Genomic DNA, 22,396 nt, shown 5'->3' with positions numbered 1-22,396 from the left:
CCATGGCCGTACGAGCCGCCGTCCTGCCCGCCATCGGCGCCCCGCTGGAGATCACCGGCATCGAGCTGCCCGACCCGGGACCCGGACAGGTCCGGGTCCGTCTCGCCGCCGCCGGCGTCTGCCACTCCGACCTGTCCCTGGCGAACGGCATCATGCGGGTGCCGGTCCCGGCGGTCCTCGGCCACGAGGGCGCCGGCACGGTCGTCGCCGTCGGCGAGGGCGTCACCCATGTCGCGCCCGGCGCGTCCGTGGTCCTCAACTGGGCGCCGTCCTGCGGCACCTGCCACGCCTGCACGCTCGGCGAGGTCTGGCTGTGCGCCAACGCACTGAACGGCGCGGCGGACGTCCACGCCCGCACCGCCGACGGCACCGGCCTCCACCCCGGCCTCAACGTCGCCGCGTTCGCCGAGGAGACGGTGGTCGCCGCCGCCTGTGTGCTGCCGTTGCCGGAGGGGGTGCCGCTGGTGGACGCCGCCCTCCTCGGCTGCGCCGTGCTCACCGGGTACGGCGCCGTCCACCACGCGGCGAAGGTCCGGCCCGGCGAGACGGTCGCCGTGTTCGGTGTCGGCGGGGTCGGCCTCGCCACCCTCCAGTCGGCCCGCATCGCGGGTGCCTCCCGCGTCATCGCGGTCGACGTCTCGCCCGGCAAGGAGGAGCTGGCCCGCGCGGCCGGCGCCACGGACTACGTCCTCGCCTCCGACACCACCGCGCGCGAGATCCGCGCGCTCACCGGCAAGCAGGGAGTGGACGTCTCCGTGGAGTGCGCGGGCCGCGCGGTCTCCATCCGGGCGGCCTGGGATTCCACGCGCCGGGGCGGCCGTACGACGGTCGTCGGCATCGGCGGCAGGGACGAGCACGTCACCTTCGACGCACTGGAACTCTTCCACTGGGGCCGCACCCTGTCCGGCTGCGTCTACGGCAACAGCGATCCCGCCCGCGACCTCCCGGTCCTCGCCGCGCACGTACGGGAGGGCCGCCTGGACCTGTCCCGGCTGGTGACCGAGCGGATCACCCTGGAGGGCATCCCGGCGGCCTTCGACAACATGCTGGCGGGCAAGGGGGGCCGGGCGCTGGTGGTGTTCTGAGGGACGTGTACGCCCGGGACGTGTACGCCCCGGGCGTGGACGCCCCCTACGCGCCCTCCCGCAGCTGCTGGTACTGGTGCGCGAGCCCGTCCAGCAGCGCGGTGAGCCCCGTCCCGAAGGCCCGCTCGTCGATCTTCTCCTGCTGCTCGGCGAGGAGGTGGGCCTGGCCGAGGTGGGGGTAGTCGGCGGGGTCGTAGGCGCTGGCGTCGTCCACGAAGCCGCCGGCGAACGAGCCGAGCGCCGAGCCCATGATGAAGTACCGCATCAGCGCGCCGATGGACGTCGCCTGCGCCGGCGGCCAGCCCGCGTCGACCATCGCGCCGTAGACCGCGTCGGCCAGGCGCAGCGCGGCGGGGCGGCGGCCGGGGCCCCGGGCGAGGACCGGGACGATGTTCGGGTGGTCGCGGAGGGCGGCCCGGTAGGACACGGCCCAGTCGTGCAGCGCGGTCCGCCACTCCCGGCCGTCCTCGAACATCGACAGGTCCACCAGCCCGCTCACCGAGTCCGCGACCGCCTCGAGGATCTCGTCCTTGGTGCGGAAGTGGTTGTACAGCGAGGGACCGCTCACCCCCAGCTCGGCGGCGAGCCGGCGCGTGGAGACGGCCGCGAGACCCTCCCGGTCCACGAGGTCCCGGGCCGTCTCGACGATCCGGTCGGTGCTGAGGAGGGGCTTGCGCGGTCGGGCCATGGCGCACATAGTAGGGCTGCGAGCAGAAACTAGCAGTGCTAATTTAAATGTACAGCTTTCAAGATCCATCTGGTGGGGTGATCTCGTGGTGAACCTGGGGCTCAGCGAGGAGCAGACGGCCGTACGGCAGCTCGCCCGGGACTTCGTGGAGCGCGACATCGCCCCGCACGTGGTCGCCTGGGACCGGGCCGAGGAGGTCGACCGGGGCATCGTCGGGAAGCTCGGCGAGCTCGGCTTCCTCGGCCTGACCATCGACGAGGAGTACGGCGGCTCGGGCGGCGACCATCTCGCGTACTGCCTGGTCACGGAGGAGCTGGGCCGCGGTGACTCCTCGGTCCGCGGAATCGTGTCCGTCTCCCTCGGGCTCGTCGCCAAGACGATCGCCGCCTGGGGGAGCGAGGAGCACAAGCGGCGCTGGCTGCCGGGGCTCACCTCCGGCGCGTACGTCGGCTGCTTCGGCCTGACCGAGCCGGGCACCGGATCCGACGCGGGCAGCCTCACCACCCGCGCCGTGCGCGACGGCGGCGACTACGTCATCAACGGCACCAAGATGTTCATCACCAACGGCACCTGGGCCGACGTCGTCCTGCTCTTCGCCCGCTCCACCGACGCCCCCGGCCACAAGGGCGTCTCCGCCTTCCTCGTGCCCACCGACACCCCCGGCCTGACCCGCCGCACCGTCCACGGCAAACTCGGCCTGCGCGGCCAGGCCACCGCCGAACTCGTCCTGGAGGACGTCCGGGTGCCCGCCTCCGCCCTGCTCGGTGAGGAGGGCAAGGGCTTCTCCGTCGCCATGTCCGCGCTCGCCAAGGGCCGGATGTCGGTGGCCGCGGGCTGCGTCGGCATCGCCCAGGCCGCCCTGGACGCCGCCGTGCGGTACGCCGGCGAGCGCGAGCAGTTCGGCAAGCCGATCGCCCGCCACCAGCTGGTGCAGGAGCTGATCAGCGACATCGCCGTCGACGTGGACGCGGCCCGGCTGCTGACCTGGCGGGTCGCCGACCTCGTCGACCGCGGCGAACCGTTCGCCGTCGAGTCCTCCAAGGCCAAGCTGTTCGCCTCCGAGGCGGCCGTCCGCGCGGCCAACAACGCCCTCCAGGTGTTCGGCGGCTACGGCTACATAGACGAGTACCCGGCCGGCAAACTCCTGCGCGACGCCCGCGTGATGACCCTCTACGAGGGCACCAGCCAGATCCAGAAGCTGCTCATCGGACGTGCCCTGACCGGCGTCTCGGCGTTCTGAGTACGTCCCTGAGTATCCCGGCGGATGTGGCGCGGGCCGCGTCCGCCGATGCTGTGTCCCATGAGTGACACACCGGTCAAACAGCAGAGCACGGCCGCCTTCCACGGCCAGGCCGTCGCCTCCTTCGCCGTCGCCCTGGCGGCCACCGCCATCGGCGTCTACCGGCTGGACGCCGGCGCCTGGGTCCGCGGCTTCCTCGCGATCGCCGTCCTCTACCTCGTCACCTCCGCCTTCACCCTCGCCAAGGTCGTCCGGGACCGCCAGGAGGCCGGGTACATCGTCAGCCGCGTCGACCAGGCCCGCCTGGAGAAGCTGCTCGCGGAGCACGACCCCTTCGACAGGCCGTGAGGCCGGACGGCCCGGGTGACCCGGCCGAGCCGCCACGCTAAGCGCCCGCTCATCGTCGGCGGTATGGTGGTGCTCCTGTCACGAGAGGGGCGAACGAGCGATGAGTACGGCGGAGGAGACGACCGGCGGCGAAGTGGAGCCGTGGGAAGAGGTCACCCCGGACGCGGCCCGGCGGCTGCTCGTCGCCGCCGTGGAGGCCTTCGCCGAGCGCGGCTACCACGCGACGACGACCCGTGACATCGCGAGCCGCGCCGGCATGAGCCCGGCCGCGCTCTACATCCACTACAAGACCAAGGAAGAGCTGCTTCACCGGATCAGCCGGATCGGCCACGACAAGGCCCTCGGCATCCTGCGCACGGCGGCCCGCCGCGAGGGCCGCGCGTCCGAGCGGCTGGCCGACGCGGTCAGCTCCTTCGTCCGCTGGCACGCGGGCCGGCGGACCACCGCGCGGGTCGTGCAGTACGAACTCGACGCCCTCGGCCCCGACGCCCGCGCCGAGATCGTCGCGCTGCGCCGCCAGGTGGACGCCGAGGTGCGCGGGATCATCGAGGACGGCGTGGCCTCGGGCGAGTTCGACGTGCTGGACGTCAAGGGCACCACGCTCGCCGTGCTGTCGCTGTGCATCGACGTGGCCCGGTGGTTCACCGTGGACGGCCCGCGCACCCCCGAGGAGGTCGGCGCGCTCTACGCCGACCTCGTGCTGCGGATGGTGGGGGCGGGATAGCCCGCCCCCGGGTTCACAGGTAGTACCGGGCCACCGACTCCGCGACACACACCGGCTTGTCGCCGCCCTCGCGCTCCACGGTGAAGGCGACCGCCACCTGCACCCCGCCCGTGACGTCCTCCACACCGGTGATCGTCCCGGTGGCGCGCAGCCGCGAGCCGACGGGGACCGGGGCGGGGAAGCGGACCTTGTTCGTCCCGTAGTTCACACCCATCTTCACGCCCTCGACCCTGATGAGCTGCGGCCCGAACAGCGGCAGCAGCGACAGGGTGAGGTAGCCGTGGGCGATCGTGGTCCCGAACGGCCCGGCGGCGGCCTTCTCCGGGTCCACGTGGATCCACTGGTGGTCGCCGGTCGCCTCGGCGAACAGGTCGATCCGCTTCTGGTCGACCTCCAGCCAGTCGGTGTGGCCCAGCTGCTCGCCCACGGCCGCCTTCAGCTCGTCGGGGGAGGTGAAGGTCCTCGGTTCTGCCATGTTCCCGGCCTCTCGCTCGTGTCTCTAAGCAACTGCTTAGCATGGTCGGGCGGGAGGTCGATGTCAACGGAGGGCCCGGCCGGCCGGGTGGGTAATCTCTGGGGAGTGCCCCAGATTCCGGAGAAGATCCACGAGCTGACCGTCGGCCAGTTGTCCGCGCGCAGCGGCGCCGCGGTGTCCGCCCTGCACTTCTACGAGGCCAAGGGCCTGATCACCAGCCGGCGCACCCCGGGCAACCAGCGCCGGTACAGCCGCGACACCCTGCGCAGGGTCGCGTTCGTCCGCGCGGCCCAGCGGGTCGGTATCCCCCTGGCCACCATCCGTGAGGCCCTGTCCGGACTGCCGGAGGAGCGGACGCCGACCAGGGAGGACTGGGCGCGGCTGTCGGACAAGTGGCGTTCCGAACTGGAGGAGCGGATCCAGCAGCTGAACCGCCTGCGGGACCATCTGGCCGACTGCATCGGGTGCGGATGCCTGTCCCTGGAGAACTGCGTCCTGTCCAACCCGGACGACGTCTTCGGCGACCGCCTGACGGGCTCCCGGCTCCTGGCCGAGGGCCGCTGACACCCGAAGAGGGACGACCGGCCGGTCCCAGGTCCGCCACATGGGCACCCCCGCACCGCCGACGGTCGAGCGGCGCCCGTTGAGACACACCTGAGCCATGACCCGATGGTGCCGGACGCCGGCGACGGCCCCGGTCACCGCGCCGGCCACGCCTCGCGGAAGGGGTGCGGCATCCCCTGCGCACCCCGCACCGGGTGCCGGCCCGCCGCTCGGGCCGCGCCCGGTGACACCCCAGCGCTCAGGCCGACATGAGCAGGCGCTCCCGCTTGGCGTACTCCAGGGCCCGCGACGTGAGTACGGGCCGCGGCACGAGGATGCCGCAGTCCGCGCAGACCGGTCCGGACGACGGCTCGTGGTCCAGGCCGTACTTCCAGACCAGGCGTTCCCCGTCGCACACCGGGCAGGACGAGCCCGGTGCCCGTTCCAGCGCGGCGATCAGCCGGCGCAGCACCACCGCCAGCGGCTCACCGGGGTGGACGCGGGGGTCGTCGCACCAGGCGACCCCGAAACCGCCCCAGGTCAGCCGGTGCCAGTCGTCGACACTGCCCGGCCGGCGCAGCCCGTCGTGCTTCTCCTTCTTACGTCGGTCCGTGAAGTCGGTCTCGTAGGCGAGCCAGACGTCACGGGCCTCCTCCAGTTCCTCCAGCGCGGCCACGAGCCGCACCGGATCGGGGGAGCGGTCCTCCGGGCCGAAGCCCGCCCGGGAGCACAGATGGTCCCAGGTCGCGCGATGCCCGTAAGGGGCGAACTTCTCGAGGCACTTGCGCAGTGAGTACCGCCGCAGCGCCAGATCGCAGCGCGGATCGCGTACTTGTCTCGCCAGACTCCGGAAACCTGCCATCGTCCTGCACCTCCGTCACACCTGCACCTGCACTTCGGTCACTTCGGCGTCGTCGCACGGACGTCGCCGAATAGACGTATCGACAGGCGATTCGGCTCCATCTCTTCTTCGTCTCTCCTTGCCGACTCCCGAAAGTGACGCATGTTCACCTTTGAACGTGGGGATACCGCCGGTAACGTTCGGCCACCCCCTGTCGCTAGGAGCCGCCATGCCACGGCGAAGCCCACGTACTGCCCCTGACAGACTGAGAACGTCCCGTCGTCTTCCCGGGTTCCTGAAGACCGCGTCCGTATGCGTCCTCGTCGCCGGTCTCCTCTCTCCCTTCACTCGGACAGCGGCGGCGGCCGACGCGACCGCCCCGAACGACTACTGCGGCGGCCAGTGTTCGGACATCGTGCCGCCCGGCGAGAACGGCAACGCGACCCTCGCGCAGATCCTGCTCAACCAGGCCTTCGGCACCCAGCCGTCGCACGCCGAGGACCAGCTCGGCCCTTACGCCAACCTGGCCACCGGCTACAAGGGACTGACCGACGCCACCATCAACACCTTCTTCAACGACGCCTCGTTCGGCGTCCCGTCGGGGCAGGTCGCCTCCACCGAGAAGCCGGCCGGCCGCGGCGACGTGACGATCGTGCGTGACAAGAAGTCCGGTGTGCCGCACATCACCGGCACCACCCGGTACGGCACCGAGTTCGGCGCCGGTTACGCGGCGGCCGAGGACCGGCTGTGGCTGATGGACGTCTTCCGGCACGTGGGCCGCGGCCGGCTGACCTCCTTCGCGGGCGGCGCCCCCGCCAACCAGGGCCTGGAGCAGCAGTTCTACCGCGACGCGCCCTACACCGAGGCCGACCTCCAGGCGCAGATCGACAACGCGGTCGCGAAGAACGGCGCGCGCGGCCAGCAGGCCCTCGGCGACGTCAACGCCTACCTCGCCGGCGTCAACGCCTATATCGACGCCTCCGACAGCGGCCGTTACTTCCCCGGCGAGTACGTCCTGACCGGCCACAAGGACTCGATCACCAACGCCGGCACCATAGAACACTTCAAGGTCACCGACATGGTGGCCCTCGCCTCCGTCATCGGCTCGCTGTTCGGCTCCGGCGGGGGCGGCGAGGTGAACAACGCCCTGTCCCTGCTCGCCGCCCAGGCCAGGTACGGCGTCGAGGAGGGCACCCGGGTCTGGGAGTCCTTCCGCGAGCGCAACGACCCCGAGGCCGCCCTCACCGTCCACGACGGCCGAGGCTTCCCGTACGCCGCCAAGCCCGCCGACGCCCAGGGCGGGGCGTTCCCCGACGCAGGCTCGGTGGCCCAGGAACCGCTCGTGTACGACCGCACGGGCAGCGCGGCCACGGCGAGTGCCCGCAAGATGTCCGCCACGGCCGCCAAGACGGCGCTCGGCTCGGCCCGGCGGGGCATGTCCAACGCCCTGGTGGTGAGCGGTGAACACACCGCCGGCGGCCACCCGATCGCCGTCTTCGGCCCGCAGACCGGCTACTTCGCGCCGCAGCTGCTCATGCTCCAGGAGATACAGGGCCCCGGCATCAGCGCCCGCGGCGCGTCCTTCGCGGGGCTGAGCATGTACGTGGAACTCGGCCGCGGCCAGGACTACTCCTGGAGCGCCACCACGTCCGGCCAGGACATCATCGACACCTACGCCGTCGAGCTGTGCCAGGACGACCACCACTACCTGTACCACGGCACCTGCACCGCCATGGACCAGGTCGAGCAGAAGAACGCCTGGTCGCCGACGGTGGCCGACGGCACGGCCGCGGGGTCGTACACCATGCGCGTGTGGCGCACGAAGTACGGTCCGGTGGCGTACCGGGCGACCGTCGGCGGCAAGAAGGTCGCCTACACCACCCTGCGCTCCTCCTACCTGCACGAGGCCGACTCGATCATCGGCTTCCAGATGCTCAACGACCCCGACTACGTCAAGGGGCCCCAGGACTTCCAGAGCGCCGCGCGGCACATCAACTTCACCTTCAACTGGTTCTACGCGGACTCCCGGCACACCGCCTACTACAACAGCGGTGACAACCCGGTCCGGGCGGACGGCGTCGACGCCGAGTTCCCCGTCTGGGGCCGGCCGGCGTACGAGTGGCGGAACTGGGACCCGGCCACCAACACGGCCGACTACACCCCGGCCTCCGCGCACCCCAACTCCGTCGACCAGGACTACTACATCTCCTGGAACAACAAGCAGGCCAAGGACTACACGACCGCGTCCTGGGGCGACGGCTCCGTGCACCGCGGCGACCTGCTGGACGACCGTGTCAAGAAGCTCGTCGCGGCCGGCGGGGTGACCCGTACCCAACTGGTACAGGCCATGGCCGACGCGGGCCTCGCCGACCTGCGCGCCGAGGATGTGCTGCCCGAGCTGCTGAAGGTGGTCGACTCCGCGCCGGTGACCGACCCCACGGCCGCCGCGGCGGTGGGCAGGCTCAAGGCCTGGCTGACCGCGGGCGCCAAGCGCACCGAGACGTCGGCCGGTTCGAGGACGTACGCCGACGCCGACGCGATCCGCATCCTGGACGCCTGGTGGCCGCTGCTGGTGAAGGCGGAGTTCGAGCCGGGACTCGGCAGCGACCTGTACACCGCGATCACCGGCAGCCTGCCGGTCGACGAGGCGCCGTCCGCCGGCCACGGCCCGACCGGCTCGCACGCCGGAAGCTCCTTCCAGTACGGATGGTGGAGCTATGTCGACAAGGACATCCGCGCGGTGCTCGGCGAGCCCGTGCGGGGCGGCCTGGCGCACACGTACTGCGGCGGTGGCGGTCTCGGCGCCTGCCGTGACGTCCTGCTCGGCACGCTGAAGCAGGCGGCCGGCGTGACCGCCGCGCAGGTCTACCCGGGCGACGACCAGTGCTCGGCCGGCGACCAGTGGTGCGCCGACTCGATCGCCCAGCGCACCCTGGGCGGCATCAAGCACGGCAGGATCAGCTGGCAGAACCGGCCGACGTTCCAGCAGGTCGTGGAGTTCACCTCGCACCGCTGAGGTGATCCGGGCGGCGGGTCAGCCGATGCGGCCCGCCGCCACCACCAGCCGGGCCAGTTCGGGGTGGATGATGTCGCTGTGCGCCCCGGTCGGTGCGCCTCCGCGCCGCACCACGGACGCCGCGTCGACGTTCACGCACCCCGACGCGGGCAGCGCACCGCTCAGGGCCGCCGCCAGGTCCAGCCGGGCGGTGCCCGGCACCCCCTGCACCCCGTCGTGGCCCAGGGCGCCCCAGCGTGGGCCCAGCACGGCCGCGATCTCGCTGCCCCCGCAGGAACGGTCGTCCCCGGCCAGCCGGGAGGCCAGCGGGTAGAACGTGCCGAGAGCCGCGTCGAAGTGCGAGTAGCAGCACACCAGCGGTCCGTCGACGCGCCGCTGCCGGTCCCTGAGCGTCCCCGCCCGGTCCGGGGCGTGCGGCAGCCGGGCGGTGAACGCGTAGTGCGAGAACGCCCCCTGGAGCAGGGTGACCGACTTGACCGTGTCCACCCCCTCGGGCAGCCCGCGCAGCGCGAAGGCCACCAGCCGGCCGCCGAAGCTGTGCCCGACCAGGTGCACCCGCAGCCCGGGTGCCACCGCCGCCAGCCGCCCGAGCAACGGCCCCAGACCCCGCTCCCCGACCGTCCCGGCCCTGCCTTTCATCTGGTGGTACGTCAGCTGCCGCAGCAGTTCCTTGGCGCCGTCCCACGGGTTGGGCAGGCTGAACCGCGCGGCGCCTTCCGCCGGGTCGAGCGCGGCCAGCGCCTCGGCGAACTGCTCGCACACGGCCACCGGATCCCCGCCGAACACGGCCGGTTCGCCCGCCTCGTCGGTGTCGGCGGCCCCCGGCGGCTCCCCGTCCGGCAGCAGCCGCACCAGCCGGCCGAACTCCGCCAGCCCCCCGGCGCCGCCCGGTCTCTCGTCGAGCATCCGGGCCAGCCGGTCCACCACCGCCGCCCGGCCCGGGAAGGACTCCGACAGCGCGCGCCGGGTGTCCTCGTCCAGTCCCCGGCGCGGTGCCGCCGCCTCCACGGCCGCCACCGGCCTCGGGAAGTCCGGGATCGGCTCGTCGCTGAACCGCATCGACGGCCAGATCACGCCGGCGTACCCGAGCCGGGCCTTCGGCGCGAGCCGCGGGAACGGGGCGAGGAAGCGGCGGTACAGCGCGGTAGCGCCCGAGCGGTCGTTGTTCCAGCCGTGCGAGAAGACGACCAGGTCACGCACGCCGTGCTCGGTGACCTGCGTCAGCAGCCGGTCGCGTTCGGAGCCGTCCCCGTCCCCGTCCGCGTCGAAGGTCAGCTCCCAGTAGGGAGTCACGCTCGTCCCAGGATCCGTCATGCCAGGCTCCCTCGTCCCGCGCCACGGCGTGGTGCGCCCGTATCGTCCTGCGGGGACGAGGGGTTGGCCATACGGCGCGGCTCACTTGTAGAGGAGGTATTCCCTCCGGGTGCGCCGGAACGCGGTCAGTTCGTCCTGCCAGGCCCCCGTCACCTCGTCGGTGCCGGCACCCGCGTCGATCATCGTGCGCACCCGGGCGGAGCCGGTCAGTCTGTCGATCCAGTCGTCGGACCGCCAGGCGAAGCCGTCCCAGACCTTTCTGGCGGTCACGAGCAGGGCGATCCCGGTCCGTACGGGGTCGTAGGCGGCCCGGTCGGTCACATGGATCTGGACCCCGCCGACCGTCCTGCCCTGGAACTTGGAGAACGTGGGCGTGAAGTACGCCTCCCGGAACCGCACGCCCGGCAGGCCGAGCCCGTTCACGGCGGCGGCCCAGCGTCCGTCGACGCCCTCGGCGCCGAGGAGTTCGAACGGCCGGGTCGTGCCGCGCCCCTCGGAGAGGTTGGTGCCCTCGAACATGCAGGTGCCGGAGTACACCAACGCGGTGTCCGGGGTCGGCATGTTCGGGCTCGGCGGCACCCAGGGCAGGCCGCAGTCGTCGTAGAAGGCCTCGCGCCGCCAGCCCGACATGCGGACGGTCTCCAGGTCGACGGGTGTGGCCAGGAACTCACCGTTGAACAGGCGGGCCAGCTCCGCGACGGTCATCCCGTGCGCCTGCGCGATCGGCTGCCGGCCGACGAAGGTGGCGAACTCCCGGTGCAGGACCGGTCCCCGTGCCTCGCGGCCGGTCACCGGGTTCGGGCGGTCCAGGACGACGAGGCGCAGGCCGGCGAGCTGGGCCGCCTCCATGCAGTCGTACAGGGTCCAGACGTACGTGTAGAACCGGGCACCGACGTCCTGGATGTCGAAGACGACCGTGTCGACGCCGGAGGCGGTGAAGACGTCGGCGAGTGCCCGGCCGCTCTTCAGGTAGGTGTCGTAGACCGGGAGGCCGGTCGCGGGGTCCTCGTGGCGGCCCTCGGAACCGCCCGCCTGCGCGGTGCCCCGGAAGCCGTGTTCCGGGCCGAAGACCGCGGTCAGCGTGACGCGGGGGTCGGCGTGCAGGACATCGACGATGTGACGGGTGTCCCGGGTGATGCCGGTGGGGTTGGTGACGACGCCGACGCGCCGGCCCTCCAGCAGGGCGTACCCGTCGGCCGCCAGTCTCTCGAAGCCGGTGCGCAGGCGCTCGCCGTGCCGGGACGCGGTGGGGACGGCCGCGGGTTCGCCGGGCCGGGACGTGGTCGGGACGGCCGCGGGTTCGCCGTGCCGGGGTGCGGCGGGGACGGCCGCCACCGCGGCCGATCCGAGCAGATTCCGTCGGGACAGGTGCATGGGATGGCCTCCGTGGGGATGGAAGGTACCGGCGGGTCCGTGGTCGCTCGCGCGGCTTCCCGCGTGGTGGGAGGGTGACGCAGTCAGCCATTCCCTTACACATACCGACTGGTTAGTCTGTCCCCGGAAGAGCCGCGCACGCCGCGCGAAAGTCGTGTCGAAGGAGACCGATGGTGGAAGCCGTGCAGAATGCGGGAGTGATCGTCACCGGAGCGGGCGGTGGGATCGGGGCCGCGCTGGCCCGGCGGTTCGCCGCCGAGGGCGCCCGGGTCGTGGTCAACGACCTGGACGCCGGGAAGGCCGAGGCCGTGGCCGGGGAGATCGGCGGGATCGCCGTGCCCGGCGACGCCTCCACGATCGTCGGCCCGGCCCGGGACGCGCTCGGCGGCACGGTCGACGTCTACTGCGCCAACGCCGGTGTCGCCTTCGAGGACGGCGACCTCGGCGGCACCCTGGACGAGCACTCCTGGGCGACGTCCTGGGACGTCAACCTGATGGCCCACGTCCGCGCGGCCCACACCCTGCTGCCGGACTGGGTGGAGCGCGGCGGCGGCCGGTTCGTGTCCACCGTCTCCGCCGCCGGGCTGCTGACGATGATCGGCGCGCCCTCCTACAGCGTGACCAAGCACGGCGCCTACGCCTTCGCCGAGTGGCTGTCGCTGACGTACCGGCACCAGGGGATCAAGGTCCACGCCATCTGCCCGCAGGGTGTCCGCACCGACATGCTGTCCGCCACCGGCAGCGCGGGCGACCTGGTGCTCCAGCCCACCGCGATCGAACCGGAGGACGTGGCCGAGGCGCTGTTCCGGGGCATCGAGGAGGACCGTTTCCTGATCCTGCCGCACCCCGAGGTCGCCGGCTTCTACCGGACCCGGGCCACAGACCCCGACCGCTGGCTCGCCACCATGAACCACATCCAGCAGAAGTGGGAGGCCGGCCGGTGACCGCCTCCCGCTACGCCGCCCGCCCCTGGCTCGCGCTGCTCGACGAGGCCCAGCGCGCCCCGGTCACGCCCGCCGACTCGCTCGTGCACGCCCTGCGCGAGGCCGTGGCCACGGCACCGGACCGCACCTTCCTCGCCTACTTCGACGCCCGCCTGAGCTACCGCGAGGCCGACGAGCTGAGCGACGGCGTGGCCGCCCACCTGGCCGCCCGCGGCCTCGCCCGGGGCGACCGGGTGGCCGTCCTGCTCCAGAACTCCCCGCACTTCGTGCTCGCCGTCCTCGGCGCCTGGAAGGCGGGCGCGACCGTCGTCCCCGTGAACCCCATGTACAAGGCGGGCGAGGTGGGGCACGTCCTGCGGGACGGCGAGGTGACCGCGCTGGTCTGCTCCGACCGGGCCTGGGAGTCGTACCTGCGGGAGACGGCCGCCGGCTCGCCGGTGCGGATCGTCCTCACCGCCTGCGAGCGGGACTTCCAGACCCGCGACGACCCGCGCGTCCTGTCCTTCGAGCGGCTGCCGCCGGCCGCGGACGCCGACGACCTGGTCACCGTGGCCCGGCAGGGCGGCCCGGCCCCCGAGGACCGCGCGCCGCGCCCGGACGACATCGCGCTGATCAGCTACACCTCGGGCACCAGCGGCACACCCAAGGGCGCCACCAACACCCACGCCAACATCATGCACAACGCCGAACGGCAGGCCACCGGGCTCGGCCTGCCCCAGCCGCCCGTCTACCACGCCCTGGCGCCGCTGTTCCACATCACCGGCATGGTCTGCCAGTTCGGCGCCTGCCTGAACAGCGCGGGCACCCTGGTCCTCACCTACCGCTTCGAGCCCGGCGTCGTCCTCGAGGCCTTCGCCGAGCACCGCCCGCACTACACGGTCGGCCCCTCCACCGCCTACATGGCGCTCGCCGCCCACCCCGACGTCACCCGCGAGCACTTCGCCTCCTTCACCAACATCTCCTCCGGCGGCGCCCCGGTGCCGCCGGCCCTGGTGGAGAGGTTCCGCGAGCGCTTCGGGCCGTACATCCGCGTCGGCTACGGCCTCACCGAGTGCACCGCCCCGTGCGCCTCCGTCCCGCCCGGCCTGGAGGCACCCGTGGACCCGGTCTCCGGGACGCTGTCCGTCGGCCTGCCCGGCGCGGACACCGTGGTGCGCATCCTGGACGAGCAGGGCGAGGAGGTGCCCTTCGGGGAACAGGGCGAGATCGTCGTACGAGGCCCCCAGGTGGTCCCCGGCTACTGGCGGCGCCCCGACGCCACCGCCGAGACCTTCCCCGGCGGCGAGCTGCGCACCGGCGACATCGGGTTCATGGACGAGCAGGGCTGGCTCTACGTCGTCGACCGCAAGAAGGACATGATCAACGCCTCCGGCTTCAAGGTATGGCCGCGCGAGGTCGAGGACGTCCTGTACACCCATCCGGCCGTGCGCGAGGCGGCCGTCGTCGGCGTGCCCGACGGGTACCGTGGCGAGACCGTCAAGGCCTATATCAGCCTGCGTCCGGGAGCCGAGGCGGACCCGGACGAACTCGCGGGGTACTGCAAGGAGAGACTGGCCGCCTACAAGTACCCGCGTCAGGTGGAGATCCTGCCCGAACTGCCCAAGACGGCGAGTGGGAAGATCCTCCGTCGGGAACTGCGTTCCCGCACCGACGACTAGCAGCAGACCGGAAGGCAGGTGGCGGCAGTGCCCAGGACGACGGACGGAGACGGTACGCCCGTCCCGCAGCGGCTGCTGGCCGCCGCCACCCGGCTCTTCGCCGAGCGCGGTTACGACCGCACCTCCGTGCAGGAGATCGTGGAGGCGGCCGGCGTCACCAAGGGAGCGCTGTACCACTACTTCGGCTCCAAGGACGACCTGCTGCACGAGGTGTACGCGCGCGTGCTGCGCGTCCAGCAGGAGCGGCTGGACCACTTCGCGGGCCTGGACGCTCCCGTCGAGAAGCGGCTCAGGGAGGCGGCGGCCGACGTGGTCGTCACCACGATCGACAACCTCGACGACGCGATGATCTTCTTCCGCTCCATGCACCACCTGAGCCCGGAGAAGAACAAGCAGGTCCGCGCCGAGCGCCGGCGCTACCACGAGCGGTTCCGCGCGCTCATCGAGGAGGGCCAGAAGGCGGGGGTCTTCTCCACCGCGACCCCGGCCGACCTGGTGGTGGACTACCACTTCGGCTCCGTCCACCACCTGTCGACGTGGTACCGCCCGGGCGGCCCCCTCACCCCCCAGGAGGTCGCCGACCACCTCGCCGACCTGCTGCTGCGGGCACTGCGCCCCTAGGATCCGGCGTTCCCGGTAGACCGGGCTCAGTCGATGATCTCCCGGAAGAACAGGACGGCCGTGGCGGACGTGCCGCTGCCCACGCTCACCGCCACGGGCCACGCGTTGCCGGCCAGCGCCGCCAGGACGGTGGCCCCGATGCCGGCCAGCGCGGCCAGCAGGAAGACCATGGCGGCGCGCTGCGTCAGGAGCGGTCCGGCCCGCTCCGGCCGCGGCCGGTCCCGCTCGGACGACGGCCGGCCGGCCGGGGGCACCCTGGTGCTCCTCACCGGGCGTCGCCGGCCCGGACGGGCACCGGGTCCTGGGTCAGCGGGTCCACGCCGTCCTGCTCCGTCAGCCGCCACGGGTCCTGCGCCGGGCGGACGAGGGTGAACGCGACGCCGCCGTCCGCGCCCGCCCGGACGCCGTACACGGCGGGCTCGGCGAGGCTGTTGTACTTGAACGGCGTCGAGAAGTAGTAGGCGCCGGTGTCCGGCACCACCACGAGGTCGCCGGGCTCCAGCGGGGGCAGCGCGCGGTCGCGGGCCAGCAGGTCGCCGGCGAAGCAGGCGGGGCCCGCGACGTCCTGGCGTACGGGCCGCCCCCGCTTGGCCGTGCCGGACGGGTCGTGCGCCTCGATCCGCAGCGGCCAGGCGTCGGGACCGAACACGGTCCGGGTGGCGACCTGGACCCCGGCATGGGTCACCGCGATCGGCCGGCCCCCCGCGCTCTTGGTGTACTCGACGTACGCGGCCATGAACCCGTTCTTGGCGAGGAGGGACCGGCCGAACTCGGTGACGACCGCGTACCTGCCCTCGAAGAGCCGCGGGGCGTGTGCCCTCAGCTGCTCGACGTACATCCCGAACGTGGGGGTGACCTCGTCGTCGGCGAAGTTGACGGGGAGCCCGCCGCCGATGTCGAGGCCCGCGACCCTGCCCTCCCCGAACGCCGCCGTGACCTGGTCGGCGAACTCCACCGCCTGCGCCACCCCGCGGGCCATCAGGTCCAGGGGGCAGCCCTGCGACCCGGTGTGCGTGTGCACCCAGCTCAGCCACGGGTAGGTGTCGAACGCCCGCATCAGCCGTTCCCGGTTGCCCGGATCCGTCAGCGGGACACCGAACTTCGAGGTGCTCGTGGCGGTGCTCATCGCGGCGATGGCACCCCCGCCGACCTGGCAGTTGAGGCGCACACCGATCCGTGAGACCGGAACACGGCCGCCGAGCAGCAGATCGATCCGCTCCAGCTCCTGGAAGCTGTCCGCGTTGACGGCCACCCCCAGCTCCAGTGCCCGCTCCAGCTCCGCCCGGGTCTTGGCGGGGGAGTCGAAGACGATGTGTCCGGCCGGGAACCCGGCCGCCAGCGCCCGGGCCAGCTCACCCCCGGTCGCGACCTCGCAGCCCATGCCGTGCCCTGCCAGCTCCCTCAGGACGGGCACGAGGCTGTTGGCCTTCGCGGCGAACGTGTGCAGGACACCGCGGACCTCGGGGGAACCGGGGAAGGCCTCGTGCAGGGCCTGGACGGTGGCCGCGACGCCGTCGAGGTCGACGAAGGCGGCCAGCAGGGACTGCTCCGGGTCCAGCAGCCTCTGCCGCACGGCCTCCTGGAGAACGCGTTCGCGCCGTACGGCGTCGAGGGGCACAGCGGTCATGGTGAACCTTCCGGTGTGGGACGAGGCGGCCGGGGCCGATTCCCCGGGCGTGTTTCCAGGTTGCGGGCCGCGCACCCGTGCCGTCATCGTCGGTTCCTCAAAGGCTCACCCCCCGCGCCGGCGGCCGGGCCGGGCGGCCGGCCCCGGCCGGCCGCGCCGTTGTGCGCGGCGACGAGGACGGCGCCCCGCGTTGGTGCGGGCGCACGAAACGCGACCGCGGGCACGCCCTCACGACCCGGGTTCCGCCTCCCCGTCCGGGTCCCCGAGCCGCAGTTGCAGCTGCGCCAGCAGACGGGCGTCCGGACTGCCGAGATCCAGGTCCGAGACCGCGGTGATCCGGCCCAGCCGGTACCGCAGGCTGTTGGGGTGGACCGAGAGCGCGTGCGCCGCCGCGGACACGTCACCGAAGTGGTCGAGGTAGGCCCGCAGCGACTTCACGAGGTGGCCTCCGCCCGGTCCGGCGTCGGACGCGGCCAGTCGCGCCACCGAGGTTCCCGGCGGCAGCTCCAGGTCCCGCAGCGCCTCCAGTACCTGGAGCACGCCGATCGTGTCGGCCACGTCCGCCACCCGGGCGACGGTACGGGCGCCCCCGGTCCGGACGAGGGCCCTCAGGGCCTGTTCGGCGCTCCGGCGCGACTCGGCGGCCCGCGCCAGCGCCGGCACCACCTCGCCCAGGCCGGCCCGCACCGGTGTGCCCGTCGTGGCCGACAGCCGGTCGGCCAGCGACGTCCCCAGCTTCGTCAGCTGCTCACGGGCCCCGTCCGGGTCCTGGTCGAGCGCGGTCACCAGCACCAGAACCCTGCCGCCGGCCGGTACCACCACGATCCGGTGGCCGAGTGCCGCACAGTGCAGGGCGAGCGGACCGTACAGCCGCGACGGGTCCTCGGGCGCGGCCTGTCCGGACGCGCCCGCACCGAGGCCCACCGCCAGCACGGCGCAGGGCTCGTGCGCCGGCAGCGACGCCCGCGCGGCCAGCACCTCGGCCGAGCCGCGCTCCTGAAGCAGCGCCCGTGCCGCGTCCTCCACGAGCCGGCTGTCCGCGCCGCGCGTGCGGTGGTGCAGCAGATGGGCGGCGGCCTCCCGGGACGCCGCGCGCAGGGCCTCCGACGCGTTCGGGGACAGGGGCCGGCCGCCGACCGCGGCCACCCAGACGGATCCCAGCACCTCGCTGCCCGCGCGTACGGCGCACACCAGGCGCTCGGGGTTGTCGCCCTGCGCCCTGCGGTGCAGCACGTCGTCCGCCGTCCACAGGGCACGGAAGAATCCGGCGTCCCGCATGGCGGCCACGCGCCAGGGGGGAACGCGCCGCCCGAGAATGGTCAGCCGGCGCATCTCGTCCACGTTCTCCTCGGTCGAGGAGAACGCCAGCACCCGGGACTCGGTGTCCTCGATGGTCACCGAGCCGCCGACCAGCGCGGCCACCGCGTCGGCCAGCGCGTCGAGGTCCCCCAGGGCCGGCCCGGGGGCCGCGGGTAACGGCGCGGCCCCCGCCGCGGCCAGCCCGGCCCGCAGCACCACGACCAGCTCGTCCCACCGGTACCAGGTGCGGAAGAACACCGCCGTACCGGCCTCCCGGGCCGCCGCCCGCAGGGCACCGGCGGCGGCACCCTCGGGACGCTCCGGGCCGAAGACCACACCGGCGGCCCCGGCGTCCCCGGCCCGGCGCAGGACGTCCACCGCCTGGGGTGAGCCGGCACCGACACCGACCGCGAGCACCAGCTCCCGCGGCCGGATCGCGGGATCCAGCACGTCCAGCACGGCGACACCGCCGACGGTGACGGCCAGCCCGCCGGGCGCCGTGTCCAGCTCCAGGGCCCCCGGCCCCACCACCGACAGCAACCGCTCCAGGGTCACCTTGTTCTCCGCCGCCATGCCCCACGCCGGCTGCTCCCGCGAATCGGCCACGCTTCCCCCTCGCCCCACCGCCCGGCCGTGCCCGGCCGCGTCCGGAACAGGTACGACACCACAGCCGGGGCCCGCGCTCAACAGCGCACGGAAACACACGGTAGGGGCAGGGCCGGCCGGGGAACCGGGGGTGGCGGCCCCGGCCGGGTCGGTCAGCTGTACTTCTTCAGTTCCCTGCGGGCCAGTGAGCGCTGGTGCACCTCGTCCGGGCCGTCGGCGAGCATCAGGGTGCGGGCGCTCGCGTACAGCTCGGCCAGCGGGGAGTCCTGGCTCACGCCGCCCGCGCCGTGCAGCTGGATCGCGCGGTCGAGGATGCCGACCACCGCGCGCGGCGTGGCGATCTTGATGGCCTGGATCTCCGTGTGGGCGCCCCGGTTGCCGACGGTGTCCATCAGCCAGGCCGTCTTCAGCACCAGCAGCCGCAGTTGCTCGACGGTGACCCGGGCGTCGGCGATCCAGTTCTGGACCACCCCCTGCTGGGCCAGCGTCTTGCCGAACGCGGTACGGGAGACGGCCCGCCGGCACATCAGCTCGATCGCCCGCTCGGCCATGCCGATCAGCCGCATGCAGTGGTGGATGCGGCCGGGGCCGAGCCGGGCCTGGGCGATGGCGAAGCCGCCGCCCTCCTCGCCGACGAGGTTGGCCACCGGCACGCGCGCGTGGTCGAAGACGACCTCGGCGTGGCCGCCGTGGGAGTGGTCCTCGTACCCGAACACCCGCATGGCGCGCCGCACGGTGACGCCCGGGGTGTCGCGCGGGACCAGGACCATGGACTGCTGGCGGCGGATGTCCGCCCCGTCCGGGTCGGTCTTGCCCATGACGATGAAGAGGGCGCAGTCCGGGTTCATCGCCCCGGAGATGTACCACTTGCGGCCGGTGATGACGTACTCGTCGCCGTCCCGCTCGATGTGCGTGGTGATGTTCGTGGCGTCGGAGGAGGCCACCTCCGGCTCGGTCATCGCGAACGCCGAGCGGATCTCACCGGCGAGCAGCGGCTCCAGCCACTGCTTCTTCTGCTCCGCGCTGCCGAACTGCGCGAGCACCTCCATGTTGCCGGTGTCGGGCGCGGCGCAGTTCGTCGCGGTGGGCGCGAGGTGCGGGGAGCGGCCGGTGATCTCGGCGAGCGGCGCGTACTGGAGGTTGGTCAGCCCGGCACCGTACTCGGTGTCCGGCAGGAACAGGTTCCACAGACCCTGCCTGCGGGCCTCGGCCTTCAGCTCCTCGACCACGGCCGGGGTGTCCCAGGGGGACGCCAGCCGGGCCCGCTGCTCCTCGGCCACGGCCTCGGCCGGGTGGACGTACTCGTCCATGAAGGCGAGGAGCCTGGCGCGCAGCTCCTCCGTGCGCGCGTCGAACGCGAAGTCCATACCGGTCAGCCTTCCTGAAGAGTGGTCAGTCCGTGGTCGATGAAGACGGGGACGAGTTCGCCGATGCGGTCGAAGCCGCCGCCGACCGTCTGGCCCAGCGTGTACCGGTAGTGGATGCCCTCCAGGATCACGGCGAGCTTGAACCAGGCGAACGCCGTGTACCAGGAGACGGCGGAGACGTCGCGCCCCGAGCGCGCGGCGTACCGCTCGATCAGCTCCTGCGGGGACGGGTGCCCCGCCGCCTCGGCGGTCGTGGAGACGGGGGAGTGCGGCATCCCGAGCGGCCGGCTGTACATCACCAGCAGGCCCAGGTCGGTCAGCGGGTCCCCGAGCGTGGACATCTCCCAGTCGAGGATCGCCTTGATCCGGTCGTCGTCGCCGATCAGGACGTTGTCCAGGCGGTAGTCGCCGTGGACGACGGCCGGGGCGGGAGAGGCCGGCAGCGCCCGTCCGAGAGCGGCGTGCAGCTCGTCGATGCCGGGCAGGTCGCGGTTGCGGGAGGCGTCCAGCTGCTTGCCCCAGCGGCGCAGCTGCCGGTCCAGGAAGCCCTCAGGGCGCCCGAAGTCGGCGAGCCCCACCTCGGCTGGGTCCACCGCGTGCAGCTCGACCAGCGTGTCCACGAGGGACAGCACCGCCTCGCGGGTGCGCTCCGCACCGAGCGGGGCGAGCTGCTGGGCGGTGCGGTACGGGGTGCCCTCGACGAACTCCATGACGTAGAACGGCGCGCCCAGCACCTCCTCGTCCTCGCACAGCAGCACCGGCCGCGGCACCGGCACCCGGGTGGGGTGCAGGGCGCTGATCACCCGGTGTTCGCGACGCATGTCGTGCGCGGTGGCCAGCACGTGGCCGAGCGGGGGCCGGCGTACGACCCACCGGGCGGTGCCGTCGGAGAGCGCGTAGGTGAGGTTCGACCGTCCGCCCTCGATCAGCCGGCCGGTCAGGGGGCCGCTGACCAGACCGGGGCGCTCGCGGTCGAGCAGGACGCGCAGCCGGTCCAGGTCGAGTCCGGGCGGGTGGTCGGCGCTCATACATCACTCCTACGAACGGGTGAACACGACTCGACTCATGATGCCGACCGGTCGGTATGTCGTCCAGTGCGGGGGCCGAACGTGACGGTAAACGTGACCGGAGCCACCATAGGCCGTCCGCCCCGGTGCCGCGCCGCCCGGCGCTCACCTCGGCGCGCACCGGGGCAGCCCGGTTGCGTGGCGCCCGCACCCCACGGAGGGTCGAGGGCATGAAGGGCCTGAGTACGTGGCCGCTCCCGTGCGCACCCTGGCCCGCAAGCCGAGCACCCTGTCCTTCGAGGAGGCCGCCGGACTGCCACTGGCCGGGCTCACCGCCCACCAGGTCCTGGTCAAGGTGCTGGAGGTGAAGCGCGGCGGGACCGTCCTGGTGCACGCGGCGGCCGGCGGGGTCGGCTCGCTCGCGGTCCGGCTCGCCGCCCGCATCGGCGCCCGGGTGATCGGCACCGCGGGCGAGCACAACCACGACTTCGTCCCCGGCCTCGGCGGCGAGCCGGTCACGTACGGCGAGGGGCTGGCCGAACGGGTGCGCGGGCTCGCCCCCGAAGGCGTGGACGCGGTCCTCGACACCATCGGCGGCGACACCTTGAGGACCTCCGCCGACCTGCTCGCTCCCGAGGGCGGCTCGCGTCCGTCCCCGACCCGGCGGTGGTGGGCCACGGCGGCCGGTACGCCTTCGTCCGCCCGGACGCCGAGGACCTCACCGTGCTCGCCGCGCCGGCCGATCAGGGAGCGCTCTGCGTCCACGTCCAGGAGACGGTCCCGCTGGAGCGCGCGGCGGACGCCCACCGGCTGAGCGAGCGGGGCCGCACCCGGGGCGGGATCGTGGTCAGCGTCGACCGGCCCACCGACCCCGGTCAGCGGGCGGGACCGAGCACCAGCACGGCCGCGCACACCGCCGTCGCCACCGCGCACAGCGCCGCCGTCGCCGCGTGTCGGCGGGCGAGCGCGGGCGGCGGGGTGCCGGCGGACAGCGCGCGGATGCGGTGGTGGGCCACCAGCAGGAAGCCCAGCCACAGCCCGCAGCACACCGCGCACACGACGACCGCGCCGGCCGGGGCGCCGCCGTGCAGCGCCGACTTCACGGCGAGTACGGCGGCCACGGCGGCCGACAGCGTCGTACGCCGCCAGGCCAGCCGGGTGCGCTCGGGCTGGAGCCCCGGATCCCGGGCCGCCGGGCCCGCCGCCCCCGCGGCCGCCGTCACTCCTCCCACCCGACCAGCACGACCACGACCATCGCCACGGCCACCACCGCGACGACCAGACTCAGCAGCACCGGGAACCGGGACGCGGGCAGGTCCTCGCCGCGCCGCATCGCCCGCTCGCAGCGCACCCAGTGGTTCACCGCCCGCAGCGAGCACAGCACACCGGCGCCCAGCAGCGCGAGCGCGAGACCGGCCCGCCACGCCCAGCGCAGGTCCGGCAGGAACTGGTCCACCGCGAATCCGCCGCCGATCAGCGCGAGCGCGGTCCGCAGCCAGGCGAGGAAGGTGCGCTCGTTGGCCAGCGAGAACCGGTAGTCGGGAGTGCCGCCCTCGTCCCGCACCCGCTCCGGCGCGAACCACAGCCGGATGTTCCGTACGAACTCGATCACATGGCCG

The 22,396-nt window shown here is 73.2% G+C and carries 21 protein-coding genes and 1 pseudogene; 10 read left to right on the top strand and 12 right to left on the bottom strand.

Features of this window, described 5'->3' with window-relative positions; translation table 11 throughout:
• Nucleotides 1-2: 2 nt before the first annotated feature.
• Entirely contained in the window at nucleotides 3-1,085 is a 1,083-nt protein-coding gene (locus ACF1BE_RS23315; protein WP_392200941.1) for a Zn-dependent alcohol dehydrogenase, read from the top strand.
• A gap of 46 nt (nucleotides 1,086-1,131) precedes the next feature.
• Here the strand turns inward: ACF1BE_RS23315 and ACF1BE_RS23310 are convergent, their stop codons facing one another.
• Complete coding sequence (locus tag ACF1BE_RS23310) at nucleotides 1,132-1,773, bottom strand: TetR/AcrR family transcriptional regulator (RefSeq protein ID WP_392200940.1); 642 nt, start codon at nucleotides 1,771-1,773, stop codon at nucleotides 1,132-1,134.
• Nucleotides 1,774-1,861: 88 nt separating this feature from the next.
• Here ACF1BE_RS23310 and ACF1BE_RS23305 point away from each other — a divergent pair, with 88 nt between their 5' ends.
• The 3 genes from ACF1BE_RS23305 (at nucleotide 1,862) to ACF1BE_RS23295 (ending at nucleotide 4,085) form a co-directional block, all read left to right on the top strand.
• Nucleotides 1,862-3,013, top strand: coding sequence for an acyl-CoA dehydrogenase family protein (locus ACF1BE_RS23305; RefSeq protein ID WP_392201013.1), 1,152 nt, complete (start codon nucleotides 1,862-1,864; stop codon nucleotides 3,011-3,013).
• A gap of 60 nt (nucleotides 3,014-3,073) precedes the next feature.
• Nucleotides 3,074-3,361, top strand: a complete 288-nt coding sequence (locus ACF1BE_RS23300; RefSeq protein ID WP_392200939.1) for a YiaA/YiaB family inner membrane protein — start codon at nucleotides 3,074-3,076, stop codon at nucleotides 3,359-3,361.
• A 100-nt stretch (nucleotides 3,362-3,461) separates the two neighbouring features.
• The gene (locus ACF1BE_RS23295; RefSeq protein WP_392200938.1) at nucleotides 3,462-4,085 is read left to right on the top strand and encodes a TetR/AcrR family transcriptional regulator; all 624 of its coding nucleotides are present in this window, start codon (nucleotides 3,462-3,464) and stop codon (nucleotides 4,083-4,085) included.
• A gap of 13 nt (nucleotides 4,086-4,098) precedes the next feature.
• Here ACF1BE_RS23295 and ACF1BE_RS23290 read toward each other — a convergent pair whose 3' ends face one another.
• Nucleotides 4,099-4,560: a MaoC family dehydratase gene (locus ACF1BE_RS23290; RefSeq protein ID WP_392200937.1), complete on the bottom strand. Its 462-nt coding sequence runs from the start codon at nucleotides 4,558-4,560 to the stop codon at nucleotides 4,099-4,101.
• Nucleotides 4,561-4,665: 105 nt separating this feature from the next.
• Here ACF1BE_RS23290 and soxR point away from each other — a divergent pair, with 105 nt between their 5' ends.
• Nucleotides 4,666-5,124: a redox-sensitive transcriptional activator SoxR gene (soxR, locus tag ACF1BE_RS23285; RefSeq protein WP_392200936.1), complete on the top strand. Its 459-nt coding sequence runs from the start codon at nucleotides 4,666-4,668 to the stop codon at nucleotides 5,122-5,124.
• A 238-nt stretch (nucleotides 5,125-5,362) separates the two neighbouring features.
• Here soxR and ACF1BE_RS23280 read toward each other — a convergent pair whose 3' ends face one another.
• Nucleotides 5,363-5,965 (bottom strand): hypothetical protein, encoded by a 603-nt coding sequence (locus ACF1BE_RS23280; protein ID WP_392200935.1) that lies wholly within the window; start codon nucleotides 5,963-5,965, stop codon nucleotides 5,363-5,365.
• Between the two features lie 208 nt (nucleotides 5,966-6,173).
• Here ACF1BE_RS23280 and ACF1BE_RS23275 point away from each other — a divergent pair, with 208 nt between their 5' ends.
• The gene (locus tag ACF1BE_RS23275; RefSeq protein WP_392200934.1) at nucleotides 6,174-8,960 is read left to right on the top strand and encodes a penicillin acylase family protein; all 2,787 of its coding nucleotides are present in this window, start codon (nucleotides 6,174-6,176) and stop codon (nucleotides 8,958-8,960) included.
• Between the two features lie 18 nt (nucleotides 8,961-8,978).
• Here the strand turns inward: ACF1BE_RS23275 and ACF1BE_RS23270 are convergent, their stop codons facing one another.
• Nucleotides 8,979-10,274 carry a serine-threonine protein kinase gene (locus tag ACF1BE_RS23270; protein WP_392200933.1) on the bottom strand — a complete coding sequence of 432 codons (1,296 nt, stop codon included), beginning with the start codon at nucleotides 10,272-10,274 and terminating at the stop codon, nucleotides 8,979-8,981.
• 81 nt (nucleotides 10,275-10,355) lie between these two features.
• Entirely contained in the window at nucleotides 10,356-11,648 is a 1,293-nt protein-coding gene (locus tag ACF1BE_RS23265) for an exo-beta-N-acetylmuramidase NamZ domain-containing protein (RefSeq protein WP_392200932.1), read from the bottom strand.
• A gap of 170 nt (nucleotides 11,649-11,818) precedes the next feature.
• Here ACF1BE_RS23265 and ACF1BE_RS23260 point away from each other — a divergent pair, with 170 nt between their 5' ends.
• The 3 genes from ACF1BE_RS23260 to ACF1BE_RS23250 are packed head-to-tail and all read left to right on the top strand — an operon-like array spanning nucleotide 11,819 to nucleotide 14,871.
• On the top strand, nucleotides 11,819-12,592 hold the full coding sequence (locus tag ACF1BE_RS23260) for an SDR family oxidoreductase (RefSeq protein ID WP_392200931.1): 774 nt from the start codon (nucleotides 11,819-11,821) through the stop codon (nucleotides 12,590-12,592).
• Entirely contained in the window at nucleotides 12,589-14,250 is a 1,662-nt protein-coding gene (locus tag ACF1BE_RS23255) for a class I adenylate-forming enzyme family protein (protein WP_392200930.1), read from the top strand. Before ACF1BE_RS23260 ends, ACF1BE_RS23255 begins: the two co-directional genes overlap by 4 nt.
• Before the next feature lie 27 nt (nucleotides 14,251-14,277).
• On the top strand, nucleotides 14,278-14,871 hold the full coding sequence (locus ACF1BE_RS23250; RefSeq protein WP_392200929.1) for a TetR/AcrR family transcriptional regulator: 594 nt from the start codon (nucleotides 14,278-14,280) through the stop codon (nucleotides 14,869-14,871).
• 26 nt (nucleotides 14,872-14,897) lie between these two features.
• Here the strand turns inward: ACF1BE_RS23250 and ACF1BE_RS23245 are convergent, their stop codons facing one another.
• From ACF1BE_RS23245 to ACF1BE_RS23225, 5 genes are all read right to left on the bottom strand, one after another.
• A complete protein-coding gene (locus ACF1BE_RS23245) occupies nucleotides 14,898-15,125 on the bottom strand; it encodes a hypothetical protein (RefSeq protein WP_392200928.1) in 228 nt (75 codons plus the stop codon).
• An 11-nt stretch (nucleotides 15,126-15,136) separates the two neighbouring features.
• Nucleotides 15,137-16,498, bottom strand: a complete 1,362-nt coding sequence (locus tag ACF1BE_RS23240; protein WP_392200927.1) for a diaminopimelate decarboxylase — start codon at nucleotides 16,496-16,498, stop codon at nucleotides 15,137-15,139.
• 228 nt (nucleotides 16,499-16,726) lie between these two features.
• Complete coding sequence (locus tag ACF1BE_RS23235) at nucleotides 16,727-18,403, bottom strand: PucR family transcriptional regulator (protein WP_392200926.1); 1,677 nt, start codon at nucleotides 18,401-18,403, stop codon at nucleotides 16,727-16,729.
• A gap of 152 nt (nucleotides 18,404-18,555) precedes the next feature.
• Nucleotides 18,556-19,770, bottom strand: a complete 1,215-nt coding sequence (locus tag ACF1BE_RS23230; RefSeq protein WP_392200925.1) for an acyl-CoA dehydrogenase family protein — start codon at nucleotides 19,768-19,770, stop codon at nucleotides 18,556-18,558.
• 5 nt (nucleotides 19,771-19,775) lie between these two features.
• Nucleotides 19,776-20,798: a phosphotransferase family protein gene (locus tag ACF1BE_RS23225; RefSeq protein ID WP_392200924.1), complete on the bottom strand. Its 1,023-nt coding sequence runs from the start codon at nucleotides 20,796-20,798 to the stop codon at nucleotides 19,776-19,778.
• A 220-nt stretch (nucleotides 20,799-21,018) separates the two neighbouring features.
• Between ACF1BE_RS23225 and ACF1BE_RS23220 the strand changes: the two are divergent.
• A pseudogene (locus ACF1BE_RS23220) lies at nucleotides 21,019-21,635 on the top strand (NADP-dependent oxidoreductase); the annotation flags it as partial.
• A 17-nt stretch (nucleotides 21,636-21,652) separates the two neighbouring features.
• Here the strand turns inward: ACF1BE_RS23220 and ACF1BE_RS23215 are convergent.
• On the bottom strand, nucleotides 21,653-22,009 hold the full coding sequence (locus tag ACF1BE_RS23215; protein ID WP_392200923.1) for a DUF202 domain-containing protein: 357 nt from the start codon (nucleotides 22,007-22,009) through the stop codon (nucleotides 21,653-21,655).
• The gene (locus ACF1BE_RS23210; RefSeq protein WP_392200922.1) at nucleotides 21,997-22,389 is read right to left on the bottom strand and encodes a YidH family protein; all 393 of its coding nucleotides are present in this window, start codon (nucleotides 22,387-22,389) and stop codon (nucleotides 21,997-21,999) included. The genes ACF1BE_RS23215 and ACF1BE_RS23210 overlap by 13 nt, the downstream gene beginning before the upstream one ends.
• Nucleotides 22,390-22,396 lie beyond the last annotated feature (7 nt).

It is taken from the genome of Streptomyces sp. NPDC014991 (genome assembly GCF_043080665.1).
In the GTDB taxonomy this organism is placed as follows: Bacteria; Actinomycetota; Actinomycetes; order Streptomycetales; family Streptomycetaceae; genus Streptomyces.
This window is presented reverse-complemented; position numbering and strand designations above follow the sequence as displayed.

Excerpts from the sequence above, each read along its gene's own strand:
- ACF1BE_RS23240 (WP_392200927.1), bottom strand. The coding sequence starts at position 16,498 with ATGACCGCTGTGCCCCTCGACGCCGTACGGCGCGAACGCGTTCTCCAG.
- ACF1BE_RS23295 (WP_392200938.1), top strand. The coding sequence starts at position 3,462 with ATGAGTACGGCGGAGGAGACGACCGGCGGCGAAGTGGAGCCGTGGGAA.
- ACF1BE_RS23310 (WP_392200940.1), bottom strand. The coding sequence starts at position 1,773 with ATGGCCCGACCGCGCAAGCCCCTCCTCAGCACCGACCGGATCGTCGAG.
- ACF1BE_RS23280 (WP_392200935.1), bottom strand. The coding sequence starts at position 5,965 with ATGGCAGGTTTCCGGAGTCTGGCGAGACAAGTACGCGATCCGCGCTGC.
- ACF1BE_RS23230 (WP_392200925.1), bottom strand. The coding sequence starts at position 19,770 with ATGGACTTCGCGTTCGACGCGCGCACGGAGGAGCTGCGCGCCAGGCTC.
- ACF1BE_RS23315 (WP_392200941.1), top strand. The coding sequence starts at position 3 with ATGGCCGTACGAGCCGCCGTCCTGCCCGCCATCGGCGCCCCGCTGGAG.
- ACF1BE_RS23270 (WP_392200933.1), bottom strand. The coding sequence starts at position 10,274 with ATGACGGATCCTGGGACGAGCGTGACTCCCTACTGGGAGCTGACCTTC.
- ACF1BE_RS23260 (WP_392200931.1), top strand. The coding sequence starts at position 11,819 with ATGGTGGAAGCCGTGCAGAATGCGGGAGTGATCGTCACCGGAGCGGGC.
- ACF1BE_RS23265 (WP_392200932.1), bottom strand. The coding sequence starts at position 11,648 with ATGCACCTGTCCCGACGGAATCTGCTCGGATCGGCCGCGGTGGCGGCC.
- ACF1BE_RS23300 (WP_392200939.1), top strand. The coding sequence starts at position 3,074 with ATGAGTGACACACCGGTCAAACAGCAGAGCACGGCCGCCTTCCACGGC.
- ACF1BE_RS23225 (WP_392200924.1), bottom strand. The coding sequence starts at position 20,798 with ATGAGCGCCGACCACCCGCCCGGACTCGACCTGGACCGGCTGCGCGTC.
- ACF1BE_RS23290 (WP_392200937.1), bottom strand. The coding sequence starts at position 4,560 with ATGGCAGAACCGAGGACCTTCACCTCCCCCGACGAGCTGAAGGCGGCC.
- ACF1BE_RS23275 (WP_392200934.1), top strand. The coding sequence starts at position 6,174 with ATGCCACGGCGAAGCCCACGTACTGCCCCTGACAGACTGAGAACGTCC.